Origin of the sequence: Bacillus capparidis, from assembly GCF_017832095.1 — a bacterium.
GTDB classification, from domain to species: Bacteria; Bacillota; Bacilli; order Bacillales; family Bacillaceae; genus Bacillus; species Bacillus gobiensis.
The window spans coordinates 35,333-58,625 of sequence record NZ_JAFDST010000008.1 but is presented as its reverse complement, the minus strand read 5'-3'; the positions used below and the strand labels follow the sequence as shown (position 1 = coordinate 58,625).

The following is a 23,293-nucleotide window of genomic DNA, read 5'->3' as shown; positions in this document are numbered from 1 at the left end:
CCGGAAATTGGCGGTTTATTTTGATAATGCATAAGGGTGATAAAAATATGGTATTTCCAATTCTCTTTTTAAATAGTTTGCCAGCTCCAGCATTCCGTAAACATTTGCCGCTTTTTCAGCATCGGCATTGTAGTTCGTGTTTGTATTAATATCATAGGTATATAGATTCCCATCCTTGTCTTTAATAAATTCGATACCTGCTACAAGGATTTGCTGCTGCTGCAGGAAGTTTTCATATTTTTCAATAATCGTTTCATGAAAATTAGCAAGGATTTGAAAACTCGGTTTCGAAACCGCTTCTCCATCTGCCGGGCAGATTTGATCGCCAATCTGGCAAGCATCGGCCGGGCAAAGCTCAAATCCTCCAGACGTATCAACCTTTACAGCATATAAGAATTTCCCGCCGATAAATTCGCACCTTATAATTGACTGATCAGGGGATTCAATATACTCCTGAACGAGAGTAATTCCATCAATCGGCTCTTCAAAACCTGAACTATAAACATAGTCTTCTAAAGCCTCAATCGAATGAAAAAGCTGGACGCCCAATCCTTTCCCCGCACGATTATGCTTTGTAATAAAAGATGTCTTGTTTAAATATTTCGCCGCTTTAATAATCTCTTCTTTCCCGGCAGCGGCTATTGTCTCAGGGGTACGGATTCCATCTCGACTTAATGCGGCGTATTGAGCCGCTTTGCTTAATTCAAGTTTTAAAGCCATGCTCCCGTTTATAACCTTCCTATCATGCGCTTCAAGCCAATCGAGTACTGTTGCAGTGAATTCAGGCGCAAATCGGTTGCCTCTCGTATGGGAAGACGCGCTCATTCGGCTGTAAAAAACGCCTTCAGGGGGCTCTTCTGTCAAGTCAATTGAGCCTTCATTTAAATTCCACACTTCATATGGAAGCTTCAGTTCGTCCAAACGCTTTGTTAAATGTAACGTCCATTCATCATTTTCATGAATCACGTAAATTTTGCCCATACTGATCCCTCCATGATTTTTCTTTTCCCCTCATTAAAAAAACAAACAGCCTCTTCTTTAAACTGCATAAGAAGAGGCTGTGAATATCTAAATATTCAATTACCTATTCTTATCACTCAAGCTATTGCTTGCAGGAATTAGCACAGTACTTATCATGTAAGTCCGCTGCCGAAGCTTCACAGGGCCAGTCCCTCCGCTTCTCAAGATAAGAAGAATTCATATTTAACTGATAGGGTTAGTAACATTAAGATACCATGATACTTTCATGAAATCAACACAGAATTAATTTTTATCCCTTATCGAATAATAAAGTAAAACTTCAATCAGTGGTTCTAGTGAAGGTGCCCGCACAAGACGCCTGAGTAATTAGCCTTCTTACATTCATCCCCACTGATTGTGAGTTGAAGCCAATCCTAGCTTTTATGGGCAGTTATCCCCGCCTAGGATTGTACGTTTTCACTCATAACCTTGAGATGGGGGTCTTACTGCCCGTTAATGCGAGATAATGCCTCTAACTGCGCTGAATATGAAGCCCTCTGATTTCATGCCACTCTGAGTAAAGAACCTCTTTGTAATCATGAATATTTTCAGCTTCCAATTGTTTTTTCAGCCAATCCTCATCAAATCCAGCCTCCGTTAAATTGTTTTTGACTAACTCACCATCAAGGATTAATGTGATCGGCAAAGAAACTGGTTTATATTTGATATCAAAATCCTGTTTTGTCAGCGGAGAATTGGGATGCTTCGGCAATACACTAACTGAACCGTCCGTTTCTAAGAGCGCGTACTCAACTTCCGTTATTGAAAAATATCCTTTTTCACGGACTAACGTCTGAAGCTGGTTGATATCCAATTTATTTATTTTTAAAGCCTGGTAATCAATTTTCCCCTTACCGATAACTATCGCTGGCTGTCCTTCCAACAGCCCCCTTAGCCCTTTAAACTTTTGCGATAAAAGTTCTATTATATAAATTAAAATTCCCCATACGGCTACTGCAAATAATATTTCCCAGACACTCACATTTTCATCAAAAATCGCATTTCCAACCATTTCTCCAAGTATTAGTGCTGATATAAAATCAAACGGTGTGATTTGTGCAAACTGGGTTTTTCCTAATATCTTCGTCACAAGAAATAAAGCAAAAAATCCAATAATAAGTTCAGTGGTTATATGTAGATAATCCATAATACACCCCCTAAAATATGTCTTTCATCATTGTTAACAAGTAAGTAACAGTTTAAACGGATTTAATTTATTTGAACTGGATGGCTTAAGATATGTATGATGGTAATGTAAATGGAAAAATGAAAAGGATGTTTTCGGTGAACAAATGTATTGTTATAGGAGCGGGAGTGCTTGGCTCTGTTACCGCTTATAAATTAGCCAAATCCGGTGCAGAAGTTACTGTGATCGACCGCAAGGATAAAGGCCAAGCTACTGACGCAGCTGCAGGTATCGTATGCCCCTGGCTGTCACAGCGGCGCAACAAAGCATGGTATCAATTGGCGAAAGGAGGCGCAAAGTATTACCCCAGCTTAATTGCTGAATTAGAAGCTGACGGAGAAACAGATACAGGCTATGCAAAAGTTGGTGCGCTAAGCATTCATACGGATGAAAAGAAATTATCCGAAATGATAAAACGTGCTGAAAAACGACGAGAGGATGCGCCTGAAATTGGCGGCATCACTCTGCTTTCTTCCGATGAAGCAAAAGCTAAGTTTCCTCCGTTAGCTGACGGTTACGGAGCAGTTTATGTGAGTGGGGCTGCCAGAGTCGATGGACGTCGTCTGAGAAATGCTCTAAACTTGGCTTCAAAAAAGCGGGGAGTCCATTTTATCAATGGTGAGGCATCACTGTATATTGGACATGACAATAAGGCTGGCGTCCGGGTTGACAATGAGATAATAAAAGCAGATAAAATCATCGTTACTGCCGGCGCTTGGGCAGAGAAACTTCTAAGGCCGCTTGGAGTCAATTTTTTGGTTTCTTCGCAAAAAGCACAGATCGTCCACCTTGAATCCCCGAATGCAAAAACAGAAAATTGGCCTGTCGTTATGCCTCCAAATGACCAATACCTGCTTTCCTTCGAAAATGGCAGAATTATTGCCGGAGCTACCCATGAGAATGATGTCGGCTTCGATCACAGAGTAACAGCCGGCGGGCTGCGGGAGATTTTTGATAAGGCACTAGCAGTGGCACCAGGTCTGGACGATAGCACGCTTGTTGAAACCAGAGTCGGCTTTCGCCCATTCACACCAGGATTTTTGCCTGTCATCGGCAATTTGCCAAACTTCCCAAATGTTTTGGCTGCAAACGGCTTAGGTGCTTCTGGACTTACGATGGGACCGTACATAGGATCACAGCTTGCAAAGCTTGCATTGAACGAACCGACTGATATTGACCTTTCTCCTTACGATTTGGCCGGCGCCATCGGGTAAGCAGAAATGATTCGAAACAAAAGAAGGAGTGGTACCAATGGACGTACTTTTAAATAATGGCGTAAAAATGCCCCAGCTTGGTTTAGGGGTTTATAAAGCAGAAGAAGGAACAGAAGTGATTCGTGCAGTAAAAAAAGCACTTGAAGTCGGGTACCGGTCGATTGATACAGCCGCAGTCTATAAAAATGAAGCAGGTGTCGGTCAAGCGATTAAGGAGTCTGGTCTCCCGCGTGAGGAACTTTTTATCACTACCAAGGTGTGGAATAGTGATCAAGGATATGAGCAAACATTACAAGCTTTTGAAACAAGTTTAAATAAGCTGCAGCTTGATTATATTGACCTGTATCTCATTCATTGGCCGATGCCGAAGAGCGACAAGTACATAGAAACGTACCGTGCCTTAGAAAAGCTTTATGAGGATGGGCGGATCCGTGCGATCGGAATCTCCAATTTTAAAATCCCCCATTTGGAACGCGTATTAAAGGAATGCAGCATAAAACCCGCTGTCAATCAAGTGGAATGCCATCCATTCTTCAGCCAAAATGAATTGAAATCATTTTGCAGGGAACATGATATCTTCATTGAAGCGTGGAGCCCGATTATGAGAGGAGGAGAGTTGCTCAACCACCCAGTCATTCAATCTCTCTGCGAAAAGCACAAGAAATCTCCTGCACAAATTATTATTCGCTGGCATATTCAAAACGATGTAATTGTCATTCCAAAATCGGTCACTCCATCGAGAATCGAAGAGAACTTTAACGTGTTTGATTTTTCTCTCGATGATGAGGATTTAGCACATATTGATGAGTTAGATAAAAACGAACGACAATACCGTGATCCTGATGAGATGCATTTAACTGAAATATAATGTCTTATCACAGTCAATCCCCCGGGATCCTTCCCGGGGGTTTGTGTTAGAATTTACGTTTGTCTCCATAGAATTCTTCTAATGTCTGACCGCTTGCAGCTACTTCTTCAGCAACTTTTTCCCCTACGTAGCGCAGGTGCCATGGTTCGTAGATAATACCGGTGACATCTTCTTTTCCTTTAGGATAGCGGATGATAAACCCATATTGAGATGCATGTTCAGCAACCCACTTTCCTTCCGGTGTATCACCAAAGCTTTGATCTAGGCCATATCCTTCAGCGGGACTTGAAATATCCATGGCCAGCCCGGTTTGATGGTCACTTTGGCCAGGTATGGCGACGGAATCCTTCGCTTTTTTCTCGCCGTCTTTTTGAATCGCATTGTTTAAAATTTCTTCTTGTCGCTTATACGAACGATAGCCTGAAACAGCGAAAAGATCATGTCCATTTTCTTTAGCGGCTTTAAACAGCTGCTCTAAAGCGCCGGCAGCTTCCTTCCTCATATATCTCTTTTCAATATCCTCAGCAAATGAAAATTTCACATTGGGCTTAACGAGATCTTTCGGTTCATAATCTGAAGGAAGCACATTTTTTTGATTGACCATCGCTTCAACATTCTCCGGATTTTGAATCGTCGCAACTTCTGATTCCTGTCTCTCGCCTGTTTCTGGTTTATTTGTTTCTGTATTTGTTTCTGGATCTTGATTGCCGCCTTCTTTATTGTGATCCTTATGCTCTGTTTTATTTTGATCCTTGTTCTCTTCCCCTTGCGACGATTGGTCAGCAGAGGACGAATCCTTTGCTTTTGGCTCTGCTGCCTCCTGTTTTTCTCCGTCCTTTGTATTCTCATCAGCTGAATTGCCGCAAGCCCCGAGAATAAACAATGCTCCCAGAGAAAAAATGGTCAGCCATACCTTCATTTTAGTCACTCCTGATTTTTGTTCTTTATTCCCAATATTATTCTATCACTCAAGATGGGATTGGTAAAATGATGAGAAATTTCAGCTTTTCCCCGTATGAAATGAAAGTTATGGTCATTTATTCAAATAAAAAAAGAGCGCTTGGCCCTTTTTAAATTAAACAGATGATCGCTTTGGATTCAACACCCAATGTCTGATGGCTTTAGCTACTCCATCTTCCACGTTAGTATCTGTGACCCAATCGGCTGTTTCCTTCACGATGTCTTGTGCATTTCCCATAGCTACACCGATTCCTGCTTCTGATATCATGGCAATATCATTTAAGCTGTCTCCCATAGCAATTACGTTATCCATTGTAAGCCCAAGGCGTTCAGTAACCTTTACTAACGCAGCGGCTTTATTAATCCCGACTGCATTTACTTCAATATTTGTCGGGCTGGAATTTGATATTTCCAATCCAGTATTTTTTCTAAGCTCTTCTAATACTTTTTCGCGAATTTCGTCATCTTCAATATCAAAACCGAACTTGAGCCATTCGTGTTTCGTAACGTCTTCGGGGATCTCATCTCTCCATACCTTATCTACACTCGCGGCCCAAAAACTCGTATTATGGGTATTTCTTAAATTGAGCATTTGCTCGATATGATCACAGCCTAGCAGCTGGCGCTCAACGAGAACAAAATCCGAATCCCAGATTTCACTTCCGTTCGTTGTAATCACATAAGATGAAAGTTTAAGCGGCTCAACTAGCTTTTTGCAAGTCATAATTGTACGCCCAGTACTAATGACCACATGAATCCCCTGTTTTATTGCCTCGGAAATTGCTTGCTTGTTTCCTTCCGAAATGTCATTTTCATGATTTAAAAGAGTCCCATCCATATCCAATGCAATCAGCTTTAGATCTTTTTCGTTTCCTTTGCTATCTGGCACGTAAAAATTACCTCGCTTATTTTTATTTTGATCCACTTCATATTCTAATACAAGAATGTGTCCCGGGCAAAGGAGTTAGAAGACCCATTTCTTACTTTTGAATAAGATATTGATAAACAGAATCTGTTACAGGAATCCCTTCTTTGCGCCGTGTATTTTCCCGAATCTGTTCAGGTTCTCCCGGGACCATAACTTTATCGAAGCCAGCAGCAGGCGTTATATCATGCAGCTCATTAATCATTTGATCCATATTGGTTAAAAAGCCGGTTACATCGGTAAACACCTTCGGATTGATCGCACAGAAAAAATGCCCCAGATGACGTTTTTTGTTGTAATCGCCATACATAGCCGTGATATGCGGGCCAAATGCAGAGCCGGTTAAAATACCAGACAAAATATCTACGACCATCGCTAAGCCGTAACCTTTTGGTCCTGCAAATGGAAGCAGGGCGGAAACGTTGTCCGCATCTGTTGTCGGCCTTCCGTTTTCATCAACTCCCCAATCGGCTGGGATTGAATGACCTGCTTCACGGGCGTGCAATACTTTTCCAAAAGCTACATTGCTTGTTGCCATATCAAGAATGACGGGCTTATTTTCTTTTGCCGGAAAACCGAAAGCGATTGGATTTGTTCCGAAGTAAGGCTTGGCACCGCCAAATGGCACGACAATTTTGTCCGTATGAGTCATCGCCATACCAATCATATTTTTATCGGCCGCCTGCTGTACAAAATAAGATAACGCTCCACAATGGCTGCTGTTGATGGCCGCCACCATACCGATCCCGTTCTTCTCTGCAAGCTGGATTGCGTATTCCATTGCTTCTTTTGAAATAACATGCCCCATCCCATCGTTACCGTCAAAAATAGCTGAGCAAGGACCTGTTTCTTTAACGGAAAATTGAGGATCGGGATTTAATCCCCCATTCGTTAAACGCTTTACGTAATGCTCCGTACGCAATACGCCATGGGAGCTTACCCCTCTAAGATCAGCATGAACCAAGACATCTGCCACAACCTCGGCATGTTCTTCATTAAGGCCTGCCTCCGTTAATTTTTTGACGACTAATTCTGTTAATTCTTCAAGTGAAACAGTAGTTTCTATCATTTTATTACATCCTTTCATTCTATTAATTAAGTAAATGTAATCCTATTCATCGGGGTTTGTTTCCGCTTTCATTTCAGCTGTTAATTTTTTTCTTTTTTCTCCTCCCTCCCCACAAACTGATTTAGTAAATCGTTTTAGTTCATTATAATCTATATGAAAGCGTTTCACAAATAAATGTTCTATTTACTTTTCTATGATTCTATAAATTTTCATCATCGATTCTCTTAAGACAAAAAGTCGGAAGTCTTACATTATAATACTGGTTCTTTTGCTTTACTTATATCTTCATTTCCGTCATAGACAATTTTACCATCTACTTGTTTATAGAAGTGATGAATGTTGGGAGTATCTTTATAGACCACTCTGACCAATACTCCATAATCTCCACCTTTCGAATTTAATCCTTTAACCTCTTTAATCTCCTCTTTTTTCTTATTTGGATGGTTGATTAAATATTGTTCAGTTTTATCTGCGATTTCATTTGCTTTCGTTTCATAAAAGTGTTTTACAGAATAAATTCCGGCGACAATAATAGCGACTACAACAATTATAGAAATAAACATCTTTTTCATTTGAACCATTCCTCCACTAAAAATCCCAGATATTTCTTAAGTTTTAGTGTAATCCAATAACAAGTGATTGTTAACTACTATTTATTTTCAGTTTACATATACCGGATGCTATATAAGTTTTTTTCTTTCATAATAGGGGAATAAAATAACAAGGGGTGAATCGAAAATGGGAGAAAAAAAGACAGAAAAAGAAAAACTGGCGGAGAATGTGAAAAATGACAACCATGTTGATCCAATTCCAGATGAAGAGGTAAAAGAAAATATGAAAGATGAAAAGAAAAAGCATAAAACAAAGGATCGATCTATCACGAAGCGAAAATAAACTTATTTCGTTTCAATATGGACCTGAGAGAACCATTAATAAATATTACCACTGTCCTTTTTTCAAAGGACATTTTTTAAAGAAAAATAAAGAGATAGCCTAAAGCTACCTCCTAAATTCTTTAGCGGAAAAACGGCACATCTTTTACACCAACCATGCGGGCATACATGAAAAGTTGGCCTTTATGGTGAATTTCGTGATCATACATCGCAGTAAGATATCTCTTTTTCGGTCCCTGGAGCTTCGGGTGCGACGAACTATTTTCAGCTTCTAATTCCGTGTCGGTAAACATCTCGTATGTAGCCTTCGTTTTTTCAGTAAAATCCTTTACAGCTTTTCGTACGTCTGCCATCGTCTCACATTTAGGTATGTCCGGTACAGAAAGTTTTTCCGTCTTGACCATAGAAACGAATACATCATTCCATCCTGCAACGTGCAAGGCAAGCTCGCCAAGCGACATGGCATCGGCCCACGGTTTAAAATCAATATGTTCGTCGTCGATTAATTCTAGCAATTCTTCCAGAACATTGCGGTGCTGGAGCCAATCTTTCATCATTTGCTCTGCTTTGCTCAAATTAATTCCTCCTTATATGGTTTTTCCACTTCTTCTAAGTCTAACAACATTATTATGAATCAACAGCCGTCATTTAGCACATTCGAAAGAAGCGAGAAAATATGAGGTGAATCCAGGGATTCAATCTCCGCTGTTTGTTAGATAAACCAATCGGGCTTTTACATTAATGCGAAATATATATTCCGATATCTGCTTTCGCTATCTTATTGCCATTAACCGATGCTGTCCCCGTGCCAAACAGAAATCCTTTTTTAAACCTGATGACCTCAAAAAATAAGTCGAGTCTGTCTCCAGCATGAACATCACCTTCCCGGCTAGCGTTTTTAATAGAAGATAACAAACCAAGGCTGTTTTCATTATTTTCAGCTGCTGCATATGCACTGAGCTGTGCCAGAGCTTCAATGATCAGTCCAAATGGCATCGTTCCGTTTTGTGAAATGAGAAACCAATCATTATTGGAAATGTATTTATACCCAAGTGCGCTTTTTCCAGGCACTACCTCTACTACCCGATCAATGAATAGAAAAGGATATTGATGCGGAAGTTTGTTCATTTTCGCCTCCGTTTTTCCATTAGTATATCATTTCGTCTTAGGCTAAAGCATTTTAATAGGGGATGTGACTCTGCTTGCATGGAAAAAAAGCAGCAGGTTATTCCCTACTGCCCTTGGATGATGTTATGAAACTTGCTTTCTTTTACGATAACTTAAAATAGCCGCACCAAAAATAATCAAGATCATTCCGAACAAGAGGAATTGATAATTTGCAGTAGCCGTGCTTGGAAGGGATGATGTATCACTGCCACCCTCTCCATTATTTCCGCCATTGTCATTGCCGTCTAAAGGATCTGGAGTATTTCCTCCACCGCTATTGCCATCTGATGGATCTGGATTGTTTCCATCATTATTACTGCCATCTGATGGATTTGGAGTATTTCCGCTATTGTTACTGCCGTCTGATGGATCCGGGTTATTCCCTCCATCGTTTCCATCGTCTGGATCAGGGTTATTATTTTTTCCTTTTGTAAATGTCCAGATGTCTGATGTTGCTTCTCCTGTGTAGTCATCTTCTGCTGTTGCGTACCAATAGTATCCAGCGCCTTCTTTCAGCCCTGTCCACTCCATTTCTGCGACTTCACCGCTTTTCACATTTTCTACTTTTCCGATTTCAGAATCAGTGAACACATTAACGGCAAAGTAATCAGTAGCGACGCGTTTTTCTTTCGGCGTAAGATCAAGATCGATCGTAAATTCGTCCTTTCCTGGATAAATTTCCCGGTCATAGTAATTGTACTTGTCTTTATACGGTGAATATGTATTAACAATGATGCGATTATTATCCTGATCAAAGTGAAGCAGCCTAATATAGCCTTCTCCGCCTTCAGGTCCTGCCTGGTAGTCCGCCAGAATTTGATAAACCTTCCGATCAGGCGTGCCATCTTGATTATCATCAATTTCATCAACGAGCATCTGGCTCTCATGATAATGTCCGCTTAATACAGCTACGACATTTTCATTTGGCAGCACGACTTCGTTATATAGCTTTTCACCAAGCGGATGCCTTGTTCCTGATGCAAGCAAGTATTCATGGAAATTCAAAAAAGCTTTGCGGTCAGGGTAGGCTTTTAACACCTCATTCATCCATTTGATCCCTTCGTCGTCAATCCCCCAGCCCATATAGATCATGATATAGTCGTTGCCGCCTTCTGAAATCAAATCGTAGTGGCCACGGTTGTTTTTGTAGGATTCACCGTAGTACGGCTTGTCTTTAAATCGGTCTTGTCCGAAATATTTATAGTACTCGGTATAATCCAATGTTTTCTGATCAACGTCATGGTTTCCGGCTAAAACGCCATAAGGAATCTTGGCATCATCAAGCACCTTCATCGAACGGTCAGCATTTATCCATTGAGGCTCGTCTAATGAATTATCGACAATGTCTCCCGTATGGAAAACGTACTTGATCTTCATTTTTTCCTGCATGTCTGCAATCCAATTTGTTTGTCTGTCATAGATATATGGATAGCTATCAGAATAATACTGAGTATCAGACATCCATACAAAGGTATAGTCGTATTCATCAGGAGTGCTTGGGATCTCATCCTGAACCAGTACATTTACTTTGCCGTTTGCAACAAAATCTTTAACAGCTACTGTCCCTTTTAATGAAAAATCTTCAGCACCGGCGATTTTAACATCAACAATGTCCCACTTATCCGCTGTATGGTTCCATGCATACATCGTGACCTTTCTACTTTCAAGAGACTTTCCTTGCCAAACCACTTCCACTTTATCATTCTCATCCACTTCTTTATCGACCGCAACATCAAAGCGATGATAAGGAAATTGGGTCGTGGAATCGGTCGTCAAATACTCGCCGTCTAACTCGGATACAAGCGACCTTTTGTTATCAGAAAGCTTTGTCTCTCCATTTGGCGCTTGCGAGTTAGGCGGCTCAGTATCAGCAGAATGTTGATAAATCTCTACATTTCGCTTTTGCTTGGCATCATATTTGAAGCCTTTATAGAAGGTAACATCCAAATCGTCGTTCATCGGGTCAGACGCTTTTACTTTCAGCTTTGGATTTCCATCGATGATCTCCTCGGAATTGTTGCTTGGTCCTATCAATTCCGGTTTTTCCGGATTTTCATTCACGACAGAAAAATGAATGACTTGTTCTGCTGCATTCCCCACATTGTCTTTTGCTGATAGGACTAACTTGTGGCTGCCAGGAGAGAGCTGAGAAGAAGCCGTGTCATACGGCAGCGTGATTTTCTCGCCATCCAGAAGTGCTGTTGTTTCGGCTACGCCCGCAATTTCATCTTGAATCTCTGCATCAATCGTAAACTTCCCTTTAAATTCTTGATTATTCTTTACATTCGGGTGAATGGAAGGCGCCGTATTATCCACATCAATCGTGGATGTGATCTCCTCGTTAGCGTCTTTGACAGAAACGGTATGCTTTCCATCCGCTGCTTTTGTTGTGTCCCATTTCATTGCTTTCGAATTGGCCATTTCCTCTGTTACCGAAAAAGTGAAATTTTCAAATGGACGGTTCGTTCCATCGTCTCCCATATCAAGCACTTTTTCCGGATCACTATGTTTTAAATCATAAATCATTGTACCGTCAGCAAGAATCAAGCGAACGTTTCTTAGATTGTAGTCATCCCGATTTTCTTCAGATTCTAAATCGAATGGTGATGCCTTGTTGCCTGCCCGGATTGTAAGAGTGTTATCTCCTGTTTTTAGCCTGTCCGCTTCAATCGGAACGGTAATCGTTTCCCATTGGGCGATCCAGTCGTCAAAAATATGGAGAATTTCATCTCCCATTGTTACACCGTTTTGAAACCACGTATTGATTCCACTGACTTCAAATGCAAGATAAGCTTCATTTTCAACCGCCGAGTAGGTCTCCTCCGATTGTTTTCCATCAATGAAAAGCTGGACATTTTTTTCTGGCTCTTCCTTTGAGGTACCCTTGATAATCGATTGACCTGATAAAATATCTCCATCTTTTACATTCATGCGAAGGCTGGAATGATCCAGATCATTGGTAACAGCAATTCTGTAGTTGCCGCTTTCTGTTTGATTCGTGCCGTCGGAAACGACAAAATAGTAATCTACATATGTTTTCCCGATAATTTCAGGAGAGTACAAGATATGATGGTAAAATGTATCATTATAGTCCTGGGAGAGAGTTGCTTTCTTATAGTCTTCCTCTCCATCTGTTTTATAAAAGAGATTGACTGTTTTTAATTCTTTGTTGTCCTTGGCTTCAGCTACCAGTTCTATATTCTCCTTCTGATTGACCTTCGTAATTTTTGTCAAATTTTCAACTGAAGGCTTTTCAGTGTCGCTTTCTACCATCACTGGCTGCTTAGGCACTTGGTACGGCTCGATGCGCCCCGGTGTAGCAGATTCTTTACCAGCACTGGCTTTGATAGACTGTGTGGACCCGTCAACAGGATATTTGTAAACGATCCCTTTATCAGGCTGCGTATCATCATTTGTCGTGTCATTGTAGTATCCTACGGAAATCTCTGTTTTGGTATTCGTTGTTATGACAAGCCCTCTCGCGCCGCTGTTCGCCATGCCGCCGCTAAAGACTTTTACAATATCTTTATTTTCCACTAAGTTCGTTCCGTAATTTGCATTAAAATCTGCAACGGTTTTGTCCGCATTTTGACCATTAATAATCCAAAATACAAGTGTTTTACCAGCCGAAATTACTACATCATCCGGAACAGATTCCCAAATGACATCAGACCCTGGATCCGTGCCGTAACGGTATCTAAGCTTGTAATCTTTAAAGTTGATATCCTGATTCGTATTATTGTAGATTTCGATAAATTCGTAGCCGTCTGCTCCGTTTACATTTGCTGTGTCAGGCGTTACTTCTGTCACAAGCATAAGAGGCAGCTTTTGATAATCTACATTCGGTGCCTTAATTGTGACTTGAAACTCGTTTGTCTTAGAAACAATCGTACCGTCTGATGCTTCGATATAATATACAATGTCAGATTCAAGCTGAATTCCCGGTATTTCGGCTGTGAAGGATGAACTTTCTCCCGGAGTCATGGTCAGTGCAGTAAATTCCGTTTCTGATAATTTTTTATAATACAACGTGGCAGAAGGTGCAGCCATATTATCTGTTATTTCCGCTTCGATTGTAAGCGGTGCAAAAGCTTCGGATTCATTTATTGGCTGGTGAGTTATGTTTGGCGCTTCCGTATCGTCAACTTGCTCAGGCAAATCGACAGGAACTTCCGGAACCTGCTCTGATTGGATCACTCCAGGAGATGGATTAGCAAACACCTTCTGCTTGTTCATTTCTGTACCTTGTTTGGGATAGGAATATTGAATAACTTTTCCGCTGTTATCCGATTCGCCATTCAGATAAGCAGCAGAAGACAATTCATTTCCTTGATTATCCTTTATGGCAACAGCTCTATTTCCACCGTTTGCAAACCCGCTAAAACCAGTAAATTCATAAACCTGCTCATTTGTTAAAGACGTTCCGAACTGTTGATTAAAGTCATTCAGCGTTTTTCCGCCATTATTAAACCAAAACACCAATGTTTCCCCCGGGTCAATCGTTTCATCCGGCACTTGCAGCGCTGTTTCTGCTCCTGAATCAGTATATCGATAAACAAAAGCATATTTGTTTAGCTTGAGTGGCTGGTTTGAATTGTTATATAGCTCAAAATACTCATAGTAATCTGTTCCGCCCCCTTTGGAATTCGGTGCGATTTCTGTCAGCAGAAGATAAGGATTAGTGTTGGAACTTGCTTTTTTAACGGTTTGTGTATCATCTATGTTTTTATCTTTCTTTACCAATTCATGATCCTTCTTTTCTTCCTTGCCAGTGTTCTGAATTTCTTTTGTTTCCTCTGCTTTTAGATTGATTTGATGTTTCTCTGTGACCGTCCGAGCATTTTCATCTACTGCCTCAATATAGTATGTAAAATAACCTTCCTGCCATTCACTTTTCGAAAGAACGAATTTATAGTCGGAACCTGTATTCACTGCTTCCATTTTCTCTTTTTTCCATTCTGATTCTGAGTCAGCCTGATAGTAGAAGTAGACAGACGTATCCTTATGATCATCGGCAACGTTTGCCTCAATCGATAAATCGTTTGATCGCTTCCATTCGGAAATCGGCTTGTAGTCAATTGTTGGTTGCTTGTTTTCTCTTTTTGACTGAAGCTTTTCCGGAACCTGATTCTGCTCAGCAGTCCCCGGTGTAGGTGAAGGCTCATTCCCATCCGCCAGCTGATTCATCTCAATTCCCTCAGGAGGATATGCATAGTGAAGATTTGAAGCATTTTTCTTATAGTTGGCGAACAAGAGAGCTTTTCCCTTACTATCTTTTAAAACGATGGAGAAATCAGTTTTGCTATTTAAACCAGGAATTTGTTTATTTGCAGCGATGTCTTCAGAATTTAGTGAGGATTTATAATACGAATTAAAATTCTCTTTTTCTTCGTTATTGGTAAACCAAATCACTTTTGATTTTCCAGGAGAAATGGTTGTTTTGGGAAGAGTCACATTCAAGCCTTCTCCATTCACGCGGTAGGAAAACGTATAATAATCTAAATTCACCGGCTTATCAGAGATGTTATACACTTCGACAAAATCATATTTACCGGTACCCGCGTTTACTTCAGTAATAATAAGAGAAGGCAGATCTTTTAGATCGGCGGCCTGCCTATCTTCAGCTGGTTTCTCCGATTCATTCTTTGTATCTGACTGTGCTTTTTCCTGCGGTTGAATCTCCACTTTTATTTTTTCATTGGCAAAAACAGCTGCAGGCATAAAAAAATTCGACAAAACCATTATTGCCGCGACAGAACAAACAATCCATTTTTTTAATTGTTTCACTATAATCCCTTACCTCCATTTACAAAATTTGTAGAACCAAAGTAAATTTTATAGCTGAAGTTTTAAGGAATATTAAGTGATTAGTAAACTTATTGTAAAATTCGAAAATATTATGAAATAAGTTTAATAAATAAAAAAACTGCCACAAGGGCAGCAATTAAATTAATATGTTCGTTATCTTTAATTTTACGACAGCTTTTCCGATTTAGTCCGAACGCCTTTTCCTCAGAATTTTCTTCTTTTTATCCTTTAGTATATCTCCGGTCCAGCCTTTCTTCACCAAATAAAGATAGATAAGCAAAGTAGATAAAAGAATAAGTACAATCGCAAATAAATAGCCGTATTTGAAAGACAGCTCAGGCATAAATTCAAAGTTCATTCCCCATAACGCTCCTAGTGCTGTCATTGGCGTAAATAGCACTGTAAATATTGTTAATGATTTGACGATTTCATTGCCGCGGTGAGAAGTGATGACCTCTTCTGAATGCATCAGATAACTTAGTTCCTCTTCAAATTCACTTGCAAAAATAAAACCTCTGTCCACTCTCTTGCTTGTTCGAAGGAACGCTTCTTTTTGAGGGCTGTCAATTAAAAAAGTTTCCTCAACCGCCATCAAAATTTTCTTTATCGACATAATCAGGCCTTTCCAAATTAATATCTCATGGCGAAGCACAAGAACTTGATCAACAATACTTTTATTATTGTCAGCATAAATTTGCCATTTCAAATTCTGAAGCCGCATTTCTAAGATATCGATTCCTTCCAAATACCCCTTCAACATCTCCCCTAATATGACCAAAAAGCCTTCGATCGAATCCGGAGCATTTTTGGCTTGGTCATTTACTTGTTTTTGGTCAATCCCTTTAAGAATGGACATATCCAGGTCAACCGTAAACAAATGATCGCGTGTCACATAAAAATGAAACACTGAGTGATCCGCCTCTTCGTGAAGATCTTGTGTGTAATGAAACGATCCATAGACTGCTTCTTTATTCCTTAAAGCAGTATCAATATGTAGTGTATTACGTTTGTTCGGGTCGATCGTCTCATACCAATGCAGGAATTGCGGCATTTGAAACTGCTCGGTTAACTTTTTTCCTTCCTCCTCGGTTTCATTTATCAATTGATACCATACCCAATCCTCACCACGATGTATTTCCATAAATGCTCTCCTCTTTGCTGAATGTTTTTTTTATTTCTTTGCCCAAATTACGATGAAATTAAACAAATAGGTGGTTTCAGCAAAATTTTTTGTGGAAACATACTAAAGGATGGGAACGTTTTTAGGGGAATGAATAGGAGGTGTCGCCTTTCTTATCCAAAGAAAGGCGGTTGATTTGGTTATTATCAAACTAATTTTATTAATAATACTAATTGCCTTAACTGGATTTTTTGTAGCAATGGAGTTTTCGATTGTAAAAGCACGAAAGTCAAGGATTGACCAGTTTGTAGCCCAAAGGGCAAAAGGAGCACTAACAGCAAAGCACGTCATTTCACATATTGATGAGTTTCTTTCTGCTTGCCAATTGGGAATAACGATGACAGCATTAGGACTGGGATGGCTGGGTGAGCCGACTGTTGTATCCCTTTTGCAGCCTCTATTTTTAAAAGCTGGATTAAATGAAGCAATTACACATCTAGTTTCATTTGCAATCGCTTTTTCTCTAGTTACGTTTTTAAATGTCGTCGTTGGAGAACTGGCTCCAAAATCAGCAGCTATTCAAAAAGCGGAACAGATCACGATGCTATTTGCAAAACCGCTCATTTGGTTTTACAAGATTCTCTTTCCTTTCATCTGGTTATTGAATCAATCCGCTCGGCTTATCACCAGATTTTTCGGATTAAAGCTCACGTCAGAGTCTGAATTAGCGTATTCGGAAGAAGAGCTTAGGCATCTTTTATCCGAGAGCTACCAAAGCGGTGAAATTAATAAGAGAGAATTGCAGTACGTCAATAATATTTTTAAATTCGATAATAGGTTGGCAAAAGAAATTATGGTACCCCGGAATGAAATGATTTGTATATCTATTGATGATCCGCTGAATGACATGAAAAAATTCATCAACGACACTCATTTTACACGTTATCCGTTAATAAAAGGGGATAAAGATACAGTGCTTGGCGTGATCAACATTAAGGAAATGATGTTTGCCTTGCTCTCTGGAGATCCCCCTGATAAAAAGCATTTAGAGCCCTATATTCATTCTGTCATCCAAGTTATCGAAACCATTCCTGTCTATGATTTATTGATTCAAATGCAAAAGGCACGTACACCAATGGCCATTCTGTTCGACGAATATGGCGGAACATCCGGTTTAGTGACGATTGAAGATATTCTTGAGGAAATAGTTGGCGAAATTCAAGATGAATTTGACGAAGATGAAATTTCAGATATCCGAAAATTAAAGGATGACCACTATATTTTGAATGCAAAACTATTAATCAACGAAGTAAACGAGCTGCTGGGCATTGATTTATCTAACGAAAATGTTGATACAATCGGGGGATGGATCCTCTCTCAACGTATTGATGCCAAGCCCGGAACCGAAATTAGAGATGAAGGGTACATTTTCAAAGTAAAGGATATTGAAAATCATCACATTTTATTAGTTGAAGTCAAAGCTGCTTAAAGGGCGTCGGTCGAGGGATCCGATGCTCTTTTTGTTTTGAAGATGCTCTTTTTAGAGTTTAATAATCGAAAATCGGGTATATAGAAAATACACAACAAAGGAGAGGATAATCATGACAAATCGAAAAACAATGCATATCGTATCATCCGCAGATGACAATTATGCGCAGCATTTGGGAGTGATGTTTGTATCCTTGCTAAAGAATATGGATAAGACAAGAAAGGTTAAGCTTTACGTCATTGACGGAGGCATTAAAGAGCATAATAAGAAACGATTACAGGAAACAACTTTTAAATTTGGCATACCAATTCAATTTTTAGAAATTGATAAACAACAGTTTGAACATGCTTATGAAAGCAAGCATATTACAAAAGCTGCTTACTATCGGATCTGCATCCCTGAGCTTATTACTGACCCAGATGTAAACAAAGCCATTTACATTGATTGTGACGCCGTGGTCTTGGAGGACATCTCAAAGCTATGGGATTATGATTTTCATCCTTATCCGTGTGCAGCGGTTGAAGATGCAGGACAGCACCATCGATTAGAAAAGATGCAGATTAGCGAAACATCGAAATATTTTAATTCTGGAATGATGATCATTGATTTTGTTCAATGGAGAAAGAAAGATATTTCTAACAAAGTTCTGAATTTCATGAAAGAATCTCCAGAATTAGAATTTCATGATCAAGATGCTTTAAACGCTATTTTACATGACAAATGGCATCAGCTTCATCCAAGGTGGAACGCGCAATCCCACATTATTTTGAAGGAAAAAATTCCCGCATCGCTAATCGACCAGAAAAAGCATATAGAAACCCGGCTGAATCCGGCGATTGTTCATTTTTGCGGACCTGAAAAACCTTGGAACTCACAAACAAAGCATCCATATGCAAAAAAATACTTTGACTATTTGCAGCTGACAAATTGGACGAGTGCTACCGCAATTGCTAATAGCATTTAAAATGACTTCGACACTGTTCAAATGATTGAATAGTGTCTTTTTAAAAGAATTAACACGGAGGTACGAATAAATGTTTGGAGCCATCAGTTTAAAAATAATTATCGGATTAATTACATTATTAATCTGTGTACGTATTTTAGGAAAAAAAGATATGTCACAGGTCACACCTATTGATTTCATTTATGCAATCGTTCTAGGGGGAATTTTAGAGGAATCGCTTTACCAGGATAATGTGAATGTCTTGCATCTTGTTTATGCAATCGCACTCTGGGGAACTCTTATATTTTTATTTGACTTCGCCGTACAAAAAAATGATAGATTCAGAAAGTTTTTAAAGGGAGAGCCTTCCATACTTGTGGAGCATGGGCGAGTGAAGCCGGAAATATTTGAAAAAAACAAGCTGGAGATGGAGCAATTCCGTACGATGCTTCGAGAGCAGGGAATTTTTTCACTTAAGGAAGTCAGGTTTGCGCAATTAGAGCCAAGCGGAAAACTTAGTGTACTACGAAATGATGAAAGAGTTACGGAGCCTTCTTCACTTGTCGTAAATGAGGGCGAGATCATCGAAGACGAATTAAAATGCAAAGGCAAAAACAAAGAATGGCTGATCCGTCTTTTGAAGGAGAACGGCTATACGAAAATGAAAGACATTTATTATGCGGAATGGTCTGAGGAAAACGGCCTCTACGTTGCAAAGAACAATGAGTGAAAGGATGGGAGATGAGATCCCATCTTTTTTTGTTAATTCATTTTATTCAAATAAAGTCCACATCAAAAATACATCTGTTCATTCAGGAAAGAAAACTCTTGATTATTCCCTGAAAAAGAGCGATAATGAAAGATAATTTTAGAATGACACTTTAACTTTAGGAGATGTAACATGAAGGTTGTAAAATTTGGCGGCAGCTCACTAGCTTCAGGACACCAGCTCGAAAAAGTTTTAGATATCGTAGTATCGGATCCTTCTAGAAAGATTGTTGTAGTTTCTGCACCTGGGAAACGATTCGGTCATGACACAAAAGTAACAGATCTATTGATCTCTTGCGCAAAAGCATACTTGCATAAGGGAGAAACTCCAGATATTCTGGATAAAATCATCGAAAGATATTCTTCAATAGCCAATGAAATCGGGTTATCCGAAGAGATAATCCAACAAATCAAAAGCGATTTGATCAGTTTATTAAATGGAGATAAAAAGAATCCCGACAGATATATTGATGCAATCAAGGCTAGCGGTGAGGACAATAATGCAAAGCTCATTGCTGCATTTTTTCGGCATAAGGGAATTGAAGCTACGTACATGAACCCTAAAGATGCCGGTCTTTTTGTAACAGACGAACCTGGATACACACAAGTTTTGCCTGATTCGTACACTAACCTTTACCAATTAAGAAATATTCCCGGTGTCGTAGTTTTCCCTGGCTTTTTCGGATATAACGAAGCAGGCGAAGTCATCACCTTTTCAAGAAGCGGCTCAGATATTACCGGATCAATTCTTGCAAATGGAACAAAAGCAGATCTTTATGAGAATTTTACAGATGTAGATGCAGTTTTTTCAGTCAATCCAACCATTGTTGATCAGCCGAAAGAAATTACAGAATTGACGTATCGGGAAATGCGCGAGCTCTCATACGCCGGATTTAATGTCTTTCATGATGAAGCGTTAATCCCTGCATTCCGAGCTGGCATTCCGGTTAATATTAAAAATACGAATAACCCGTCTGCACCGGGAACTAAGATTGTCAGCCAACGTCAGCTTACAAACGGACCTGTCGTCGGGATCGCGAACGATAATGGATTTTGCAGCATTTACATCAGCAAATACTTAATGAACAAAGAAATCGGATTTGGCAGAAAAGTTTTGCAAATTCTCGAAGATTACGGTTTAACGTATGAACATATTCCATCCGGTATCGATGACATCACGATTATCCTTAAGCAGGACCAAATGGATGAACAGACAGAAATAGCCATCTCTGAACGATTAAAGAATGAGCTTTCTGTAGATGAAGTACTAATCGAACATAACCTTGCTCTTATTATGGTGGTTGGGGAAGCAATGAGGCACAACGTAGGAACGACTGCAAGAGCTTCAAGAGCCCTTTCCGAAGCCAAGGTCAATATCGAAATGATCAATCAAGGCTGTTCTGAAGTCAGTATGATGTTTGCCGTAAAAGAAGCCCAGGAAAAACAATCCGTTAAAGCACTGTACGAAGAATTTTTCTCAAAAGTTCCAGCTTATTAAAACCTCATTTTTTTTGAGGTTTTTTTGTTGTAAGAAAATATACCATAGTCACCATTAATCCCTCAGTTAAACCAAAAAATACAAAATCAGGTTTAAGAGCAATTACGGAGGGGAAAATATTTCATGCCGTAATTTGTAAGCGATCATGCCCATATTTTATCTTTTTATAATTTTTTTATTATTCTAAAGTGTTTTCTTACTAAAGAAATAATGTTTCCATTCAATTAAAGCTTTCTCGGCACAATCGATGGGCTTGTGGTTTATGTCAAACGCTTCAGCCCAAGCAATTAATGCGCAAATTGTAAAGCTCTATACTCCGGAAACGGAATTGATTTATTTTGGAGCGATTGGATTGGTTTCAATTTTACTTGGTTTCTTACTTTTGTTTTTCTCTCCTTTCATACAAACTTTTATGAAAGGCGTACGATAATGGAAAGTCAGCCCCGATTGCATAATGGGGCGGTTTTTTTATTATCCTAAAGAATTGCCAGAAGGATCATTTCAAATAATGTTAGAAAACTCACATATTTTTTATTTTTCTTACTACAAAAAACTAATGAAAAACTTTTTATAAATTTTTACATACAGGGTTCAAACCTATTAGTTAGTGTGTTATATTATTTCACGGACAATAATAGAAGGAAGGGACAGTATTGAAACACGAGTTGCTTATACGCTGGCTTTTTTATTTTGCGGGACTCTTTATTCTCGCTTTCGGCGTGTCGTTGACAATCGAAGGAAAAGCTTTAGGAATATCACCGTGGGACTCCTTTCATTATGGATTATTTGCACATTTCGGTTTAACGATCGGTCAATGGTCGATTATTGCCGGAGCATTTATTATATTTGGTACATGCTTGTTTACGAAATCACTGCCCAAGCTCGGCGCATTAATTAATATGCTGCTGATCGGGCTGCTTATAGACTTTTTTACAATGATCATTCCAGAACCGCACAGTCTGATCGTATCAACAATTACGTTTATTACCGGCGTTTTAATTATTGGCTATGGAATAGGCATCTATGTATCAGCTGGATTAGGAGCCGGCCCAAGAGATACACTGACGATGTTAATCTCCGAAAAAACCGGTATGAACGTGAAAAAGGTCAGAAACATGATTGAAATCAGCGTTTTAGCTATCGGCTGGCTGCTTGGAGGACCAATCGGGATTGGCACGATTATCATTGCCCTATTTACCGGTACGATTTTGAGCTACTCCTTGCCGCAGTCAAAGCATCTGTTAGAACTTATCATTATAAAATTTGCTGAAAAAGCATCACATCCGGCTCATTAGGCTAAGCATTCTCTATAATGCTTGGCTTTTTTGTTTGGGTTCTTTTCATTAACTCTGTTGAAATTTATCAAGTTGACAATTACTTATTTTGAACAAATGCTATTTATGATAGGCTAAAATAACCAATCAACAAATATAGTAAATAGAGAGGAATTAAATGAGAAAAATAAAATGGCTTCTATATGGAATTATTGTAATTTTCATTATCCTAAGTGGGTTTGCATATCAAAAAATTACAGACGATACTTATAAGGGAATGACCATTATTCCAGAAGAGCACAAAGACATCCCTTTATTCAAAGGGTTAAAACCAACTGAACATCAATATATTATTGAAGGTAATCATTGGATTGATATCTATGAATTTTACTCGAAAGCACTTCCTAAATATGGGTGGGTCGTTAAAAATAAGGACTCGGCACTTAACGATGATGACTCAGAAAATGATTGGAGCGGATTTAATTCTCGATGGATAAAAAAAGGATTTGATGCTGAGTTATTGATTTTAGCCCACTACAATTAATTAGAAGATCAAACAGAGGTCATTTTCGATAAAACTCCAATCTATAATTCAACAATTTGGATAGATAAAGTTCCAGAACGTATCTGTATCTACCAAAAACCGTCTGATAACAACTGTACTGAAATAAATGATAAAAACAAAATGGAAGAAATTACTCGTTTTATTAACGAAGCGACTGATTGGAATAAAGATATAGAACCTCGCAATGAATCAAAGGTAATTGAACTTGGAAACTTAGAAATAAAGGTTCTCTTTGAAAGCGATAAAGAAATTTATTTACAATCAGAAAAAGGTACAAAAATGATGAAACCAGAACACGAATTCTTTGAACTTTTAAAATAGATACAATAGGTCACTTTTTAGAATTCAAGAACGGGGCTTCCACTTTTGGAAGTCCCGTTCTTGAATTTAAGATTTAACAAATCATGTATTTAAAAAAAGTTAAACATTAAGTTAAAAAAATTTAAACATCCCCATTTATTCTAAAAGTGCCTAAGAAATAAAAGTGCATAATTTTCTTGTTCATCCTTGCAGTGTAATGTTTTTT

20 protein-coding genes, 1 pseudogene and 1 riboswitch are annotated in these 23,293 nt (G+C 39.1%); of the genes and pseudogenes, 11 read left to right on the top strand and 10 right to left on the bottom strand.

Annotated features, from left to right (window positions below; all coding sequences use genetic code 11):
• Positions 1-15 precede the first annotated feature (15 nt).
• On the bottom strand, positions 16-981 hold the full coding sequence (locus JOC74_RS21815; protein ID WP_053605637.1) for an ATP-grasp domain-containing protein: 966 nt from the start codon (positions 979-981) through the stop codon (positions 16-18).
• A gap of 106 nt (positions 982-1,087) precedes the next feature.
• A riboswitch (SAM riboswitch) is annotated at positions 1,088-1,193 on the bottom strand.
• Between the two features lie 299 nt (positions 1,194-1,492).
• Positions 1,493-2,167 (bottom strand): DUF421 domain-containing protein, encoded by a 675-nt coding sequence (locus tag JOC74_RS21810; protein WP_053605636.1) that lies wholly within the window; start codon positions 2,165-2,167, stop codon positions 1,493-1,495.
• 137 nt (positions 2,168-2,304) lie between these two features.
• On the opposite strand from JOC74_RS21810, the gene JOC74_RS21805 reads away from it, so the two are divergent.
• Both JOC74_RS21805 and JOC74_RS21800 read left to right on the top strand, forming a co-directional pair.
• Positions 2,305-3,420 carry an NAD(P)/FAD-dependent oxidoreductase gene (locus JOC74_RS21805; protein ID WP_098945345.1) on the top strand — a complete coding sequence of 372 codons (1,116 nt, stop codon included), beginning with the start codon at positions 2,305-2,307 and terminating at the stop codon, positions 3,418-3,420.
• A 37-nt stretch (positions 3,421-3,457) separates the two neighbouring features.
• Positions 3,458-4,288: an aldo/keto reductase gene (locus JOC74_RS21800; RefSeq protein WP_053605635.1), complete on the top strand. Its 831-nt coding sequence runs from the start codon at positions 3,458-3,460 to the stop codon at positions 4,286-4,288.
• 46 nt (positions 4,289-4,334) lie between these two features.
• On the opposite strand, the gene JOC74_RS21795 is transcribed toward JOC74_RS21800, so the two are convergent.
• The 4 genes from JOC74_RS21795 to JOC74_RS21780 form a co-directional block, all read right to left on the bottom strand.
• On the bottom strand, positions 4,335-5,207 hold the full coding sequence (locus JOC74_RS21795) for a M15 family metallopeptidase (protein ID WP_053605634.1): 873 nt from the start codon (positions 5,205-5,207) through the stop codon (positions 4,335-4,337).
• A 156-nt stretch (positions 5,208-5,363) separates the two neighbouring features.
• Positions 5,364-6,137, bottom strand: a complete 774-nt coding sequence (locus JOC74_RS21790; RefSeq protein ID WP_082364282.1) for a Cof-type HAD-IIB family hydrolase — start codon at positions 6,135-6,137, stop codon at positions 5,364-5,366.
• 91 nt (positions 6,138-6,228) lie between these two features.
• The gene (gene allD / locus JOC74_RS21785) at positions 6,229-7,242 is read right to left on the bottom strand and encodes an ureidoglycolate dehydrogenase (RefSeq protein WP_053605633.1); all 1,014 of its coding nucleotides are present in this window, start codon (positions 7,240-7,242) and stop codon (positions 6,229-6,231) included.
• A gap of 251 nt (positions 7,243-7,493) precedes the next feature.
• The gene (locus JOC74_RS21780) at positions 7,494-7,814 is read right to left on the bottom strand and encodes a DUF3139 domain-containing protein (protein ID WP_053605632.1); all 321 of its coding nucleotides are present in this window, start codon (positions 7,812-7,814) and stop codon (positions 7,494-7,496) included.
• Positions 7,815-7,980: 166 nt separating this feature from the next.
• Here JOC74_RS21780 and JOC74_RS21775 point away from each other — a divergent pair, with 166 nt between their 5' ends.
• Positions 7,981-8,136 (top strand): YczO family protein, encoded by a 156-nt coding sequence (locus JOC74_RS21775; RefSeq protein WP_098945271.1) that lies wholly within the window; start codon positions 7,981-7,983, stop codon positions 8,134-8,136.
• 121 nt (positions 8,137-8,257) lie between these two features.
• On the opposite strand, the gene JOC74_RS21770 is transcribed toward JOC74_RS21775, so the two are convergent.
• From JOC74_RS21770 to JOC74_RS21755, 4 genes are all read right to left on the bottom strand, one after another.
• Positions 8,258-8,710 carry a DinB family protein gene (locus JOC74_RS21770; RefSeq protein WP_053605631.1) on the bottom strand — a complete coding sequence of 151 codons (453 nt, stop codon included), beginning with the start codon at positions 8,708-8,710 and terminating at the stop codon, positions 8,258-8,260.
• 163 nt (positions 8,711-8,873) lie between these two features.
• Positions 8,874-9,263 carry a 3-hydroxyacyl-ACP dehydratase FabZ family protein gene (locus JOC74_RS21765; RefSeq protein ID WP_053605630.1) on the bottom strand — a complete coding sequence of 130 codons (390 nt, stop codon included), beginning with the start codon at positions 9,261-9,263 and terminating at the stop codon, positions 8,874-8,876.
• 123 nt (positions 9,264-9,386) lie between these two features.
• The gene (locus JOC74_RS21760; protein WP_053605629.1) at positions 9,387-15,089 is read right to left on the bottom strand and encodes a lamin tail domain-containing metallophosphoesterase family protein; all 5,703 of its coding nucleotides are present in this window, start codon (positions 15,087-15,089) and stop codon (positions 9,387-9,389) included.
• 205 nt (positions 15,090-15,294) lie between these two features.
• The gene (locus tag JOC74_RS21755) at positions 15,295-16,251 is read right to left on the bottom strand and encodes a magnesium transporter CorA family protein (RefSeq protein ID WP_053605628.1); all 957 of its coding nucleotides are present in this window, start codon (positions 16,249-16,251) and stop codon (positions 15,295-15,297) included.
• 175 nt (positions 16,252-16,426) lie between these two features.
• Here JOC74_RS21755 and JOC74_RS21750 point away from each other — a divergent pair, with 175 nt between their 5' ends.
• The 8 genes and pseudogenes from JOC74_RS21750 (at position 16,427) to JOC74_RS21715 (ending at position 23,088) form a co-directional block, all read left to right on the top strand.
• Positions 16,427-17,719, top strand: coding sequence for a hemolysin family protein (locus JOC74_RS21750; RefSeq protein ID WP_053605627.1), 1,293 nt, complete (start codon positions 16,427-16,429; stop codon positions 17,717-17,719).
• 112 nt (positions 17,720-17,831) lie between these two features.
• Entirely contained in the window at positions 17,832-18,683 is an 852-nt protein-coding gene (locus tag JOC74_RS21745; protein WP_053605626.1) for a glycosyltransferase family 8 protein, read from the top strand.
• A gap of 70 nt (positions 18,684-18,753) precedes the next feature.
• Entirely contained in the window at positions 18,754-19,392 is a 639-nt protein-coding gene (locus JOC74_RS21740) for a DUF421 domain-containing protein (RefSeq protein ID WP_053605625.1), read from the top strand.
• Positions 19,393-19,563: 171 nt separating this feature from the next.
• Positions 19,564-20,928, top strand: coding sequence for an aspartate kinase (locus tag JOC74_RS21735; protein WP_053605624.1), 1,365 nt, complete (start codon positions 19,564-19,566; stop codon positions 20,926-20,928).
• Positions 20,929-21,157: 229 nt separating this feature from the next.
• A pseudogene (locus tag JOC74_RS21730) lies at positions 21,158-21,358 on the top strand (MFS transporter); the annotation flags it as partial.
• A 223-nt stretch (positions 21,359-21,581) separates the two neighbouring features.
• A complete protein-coding gene (locus JOC74_RS21725; protein ID WP_053605623.1) occupies positions 21,582-22,223 on the top strand; it encodes a YczE/YyaS/YitT family protein in 642 nt (213 codons plus the stop codon).
• A gap of 157 nt (positions 22,224-22,380) precedes the next feature.
• On the top strand, positions 22,381-22,746 hold the full coding sequence (locus tag JOC74_RS21720; protein ID WP_053605622.1) for a hypothetical protein: 366 nt from the start codon (positions 22,381-22,383) through the stop codon (positions 22,744-22,746).
• A gap of 141 nt (positions 22,747-22,887) precedes the next feature.
• Positions 22,888-23,088, top strand: a complete 201-nt coding sequence (locus tag JOC74_RS21715; RefSeq protein ID WP_053605621.1) for a hypothetical protein — start codon at positions 22,888-22,890, stop codon at positions 23,086-23,088.
• Positions 23,089-23,293 lie beyond the last annotated feature (205 nt).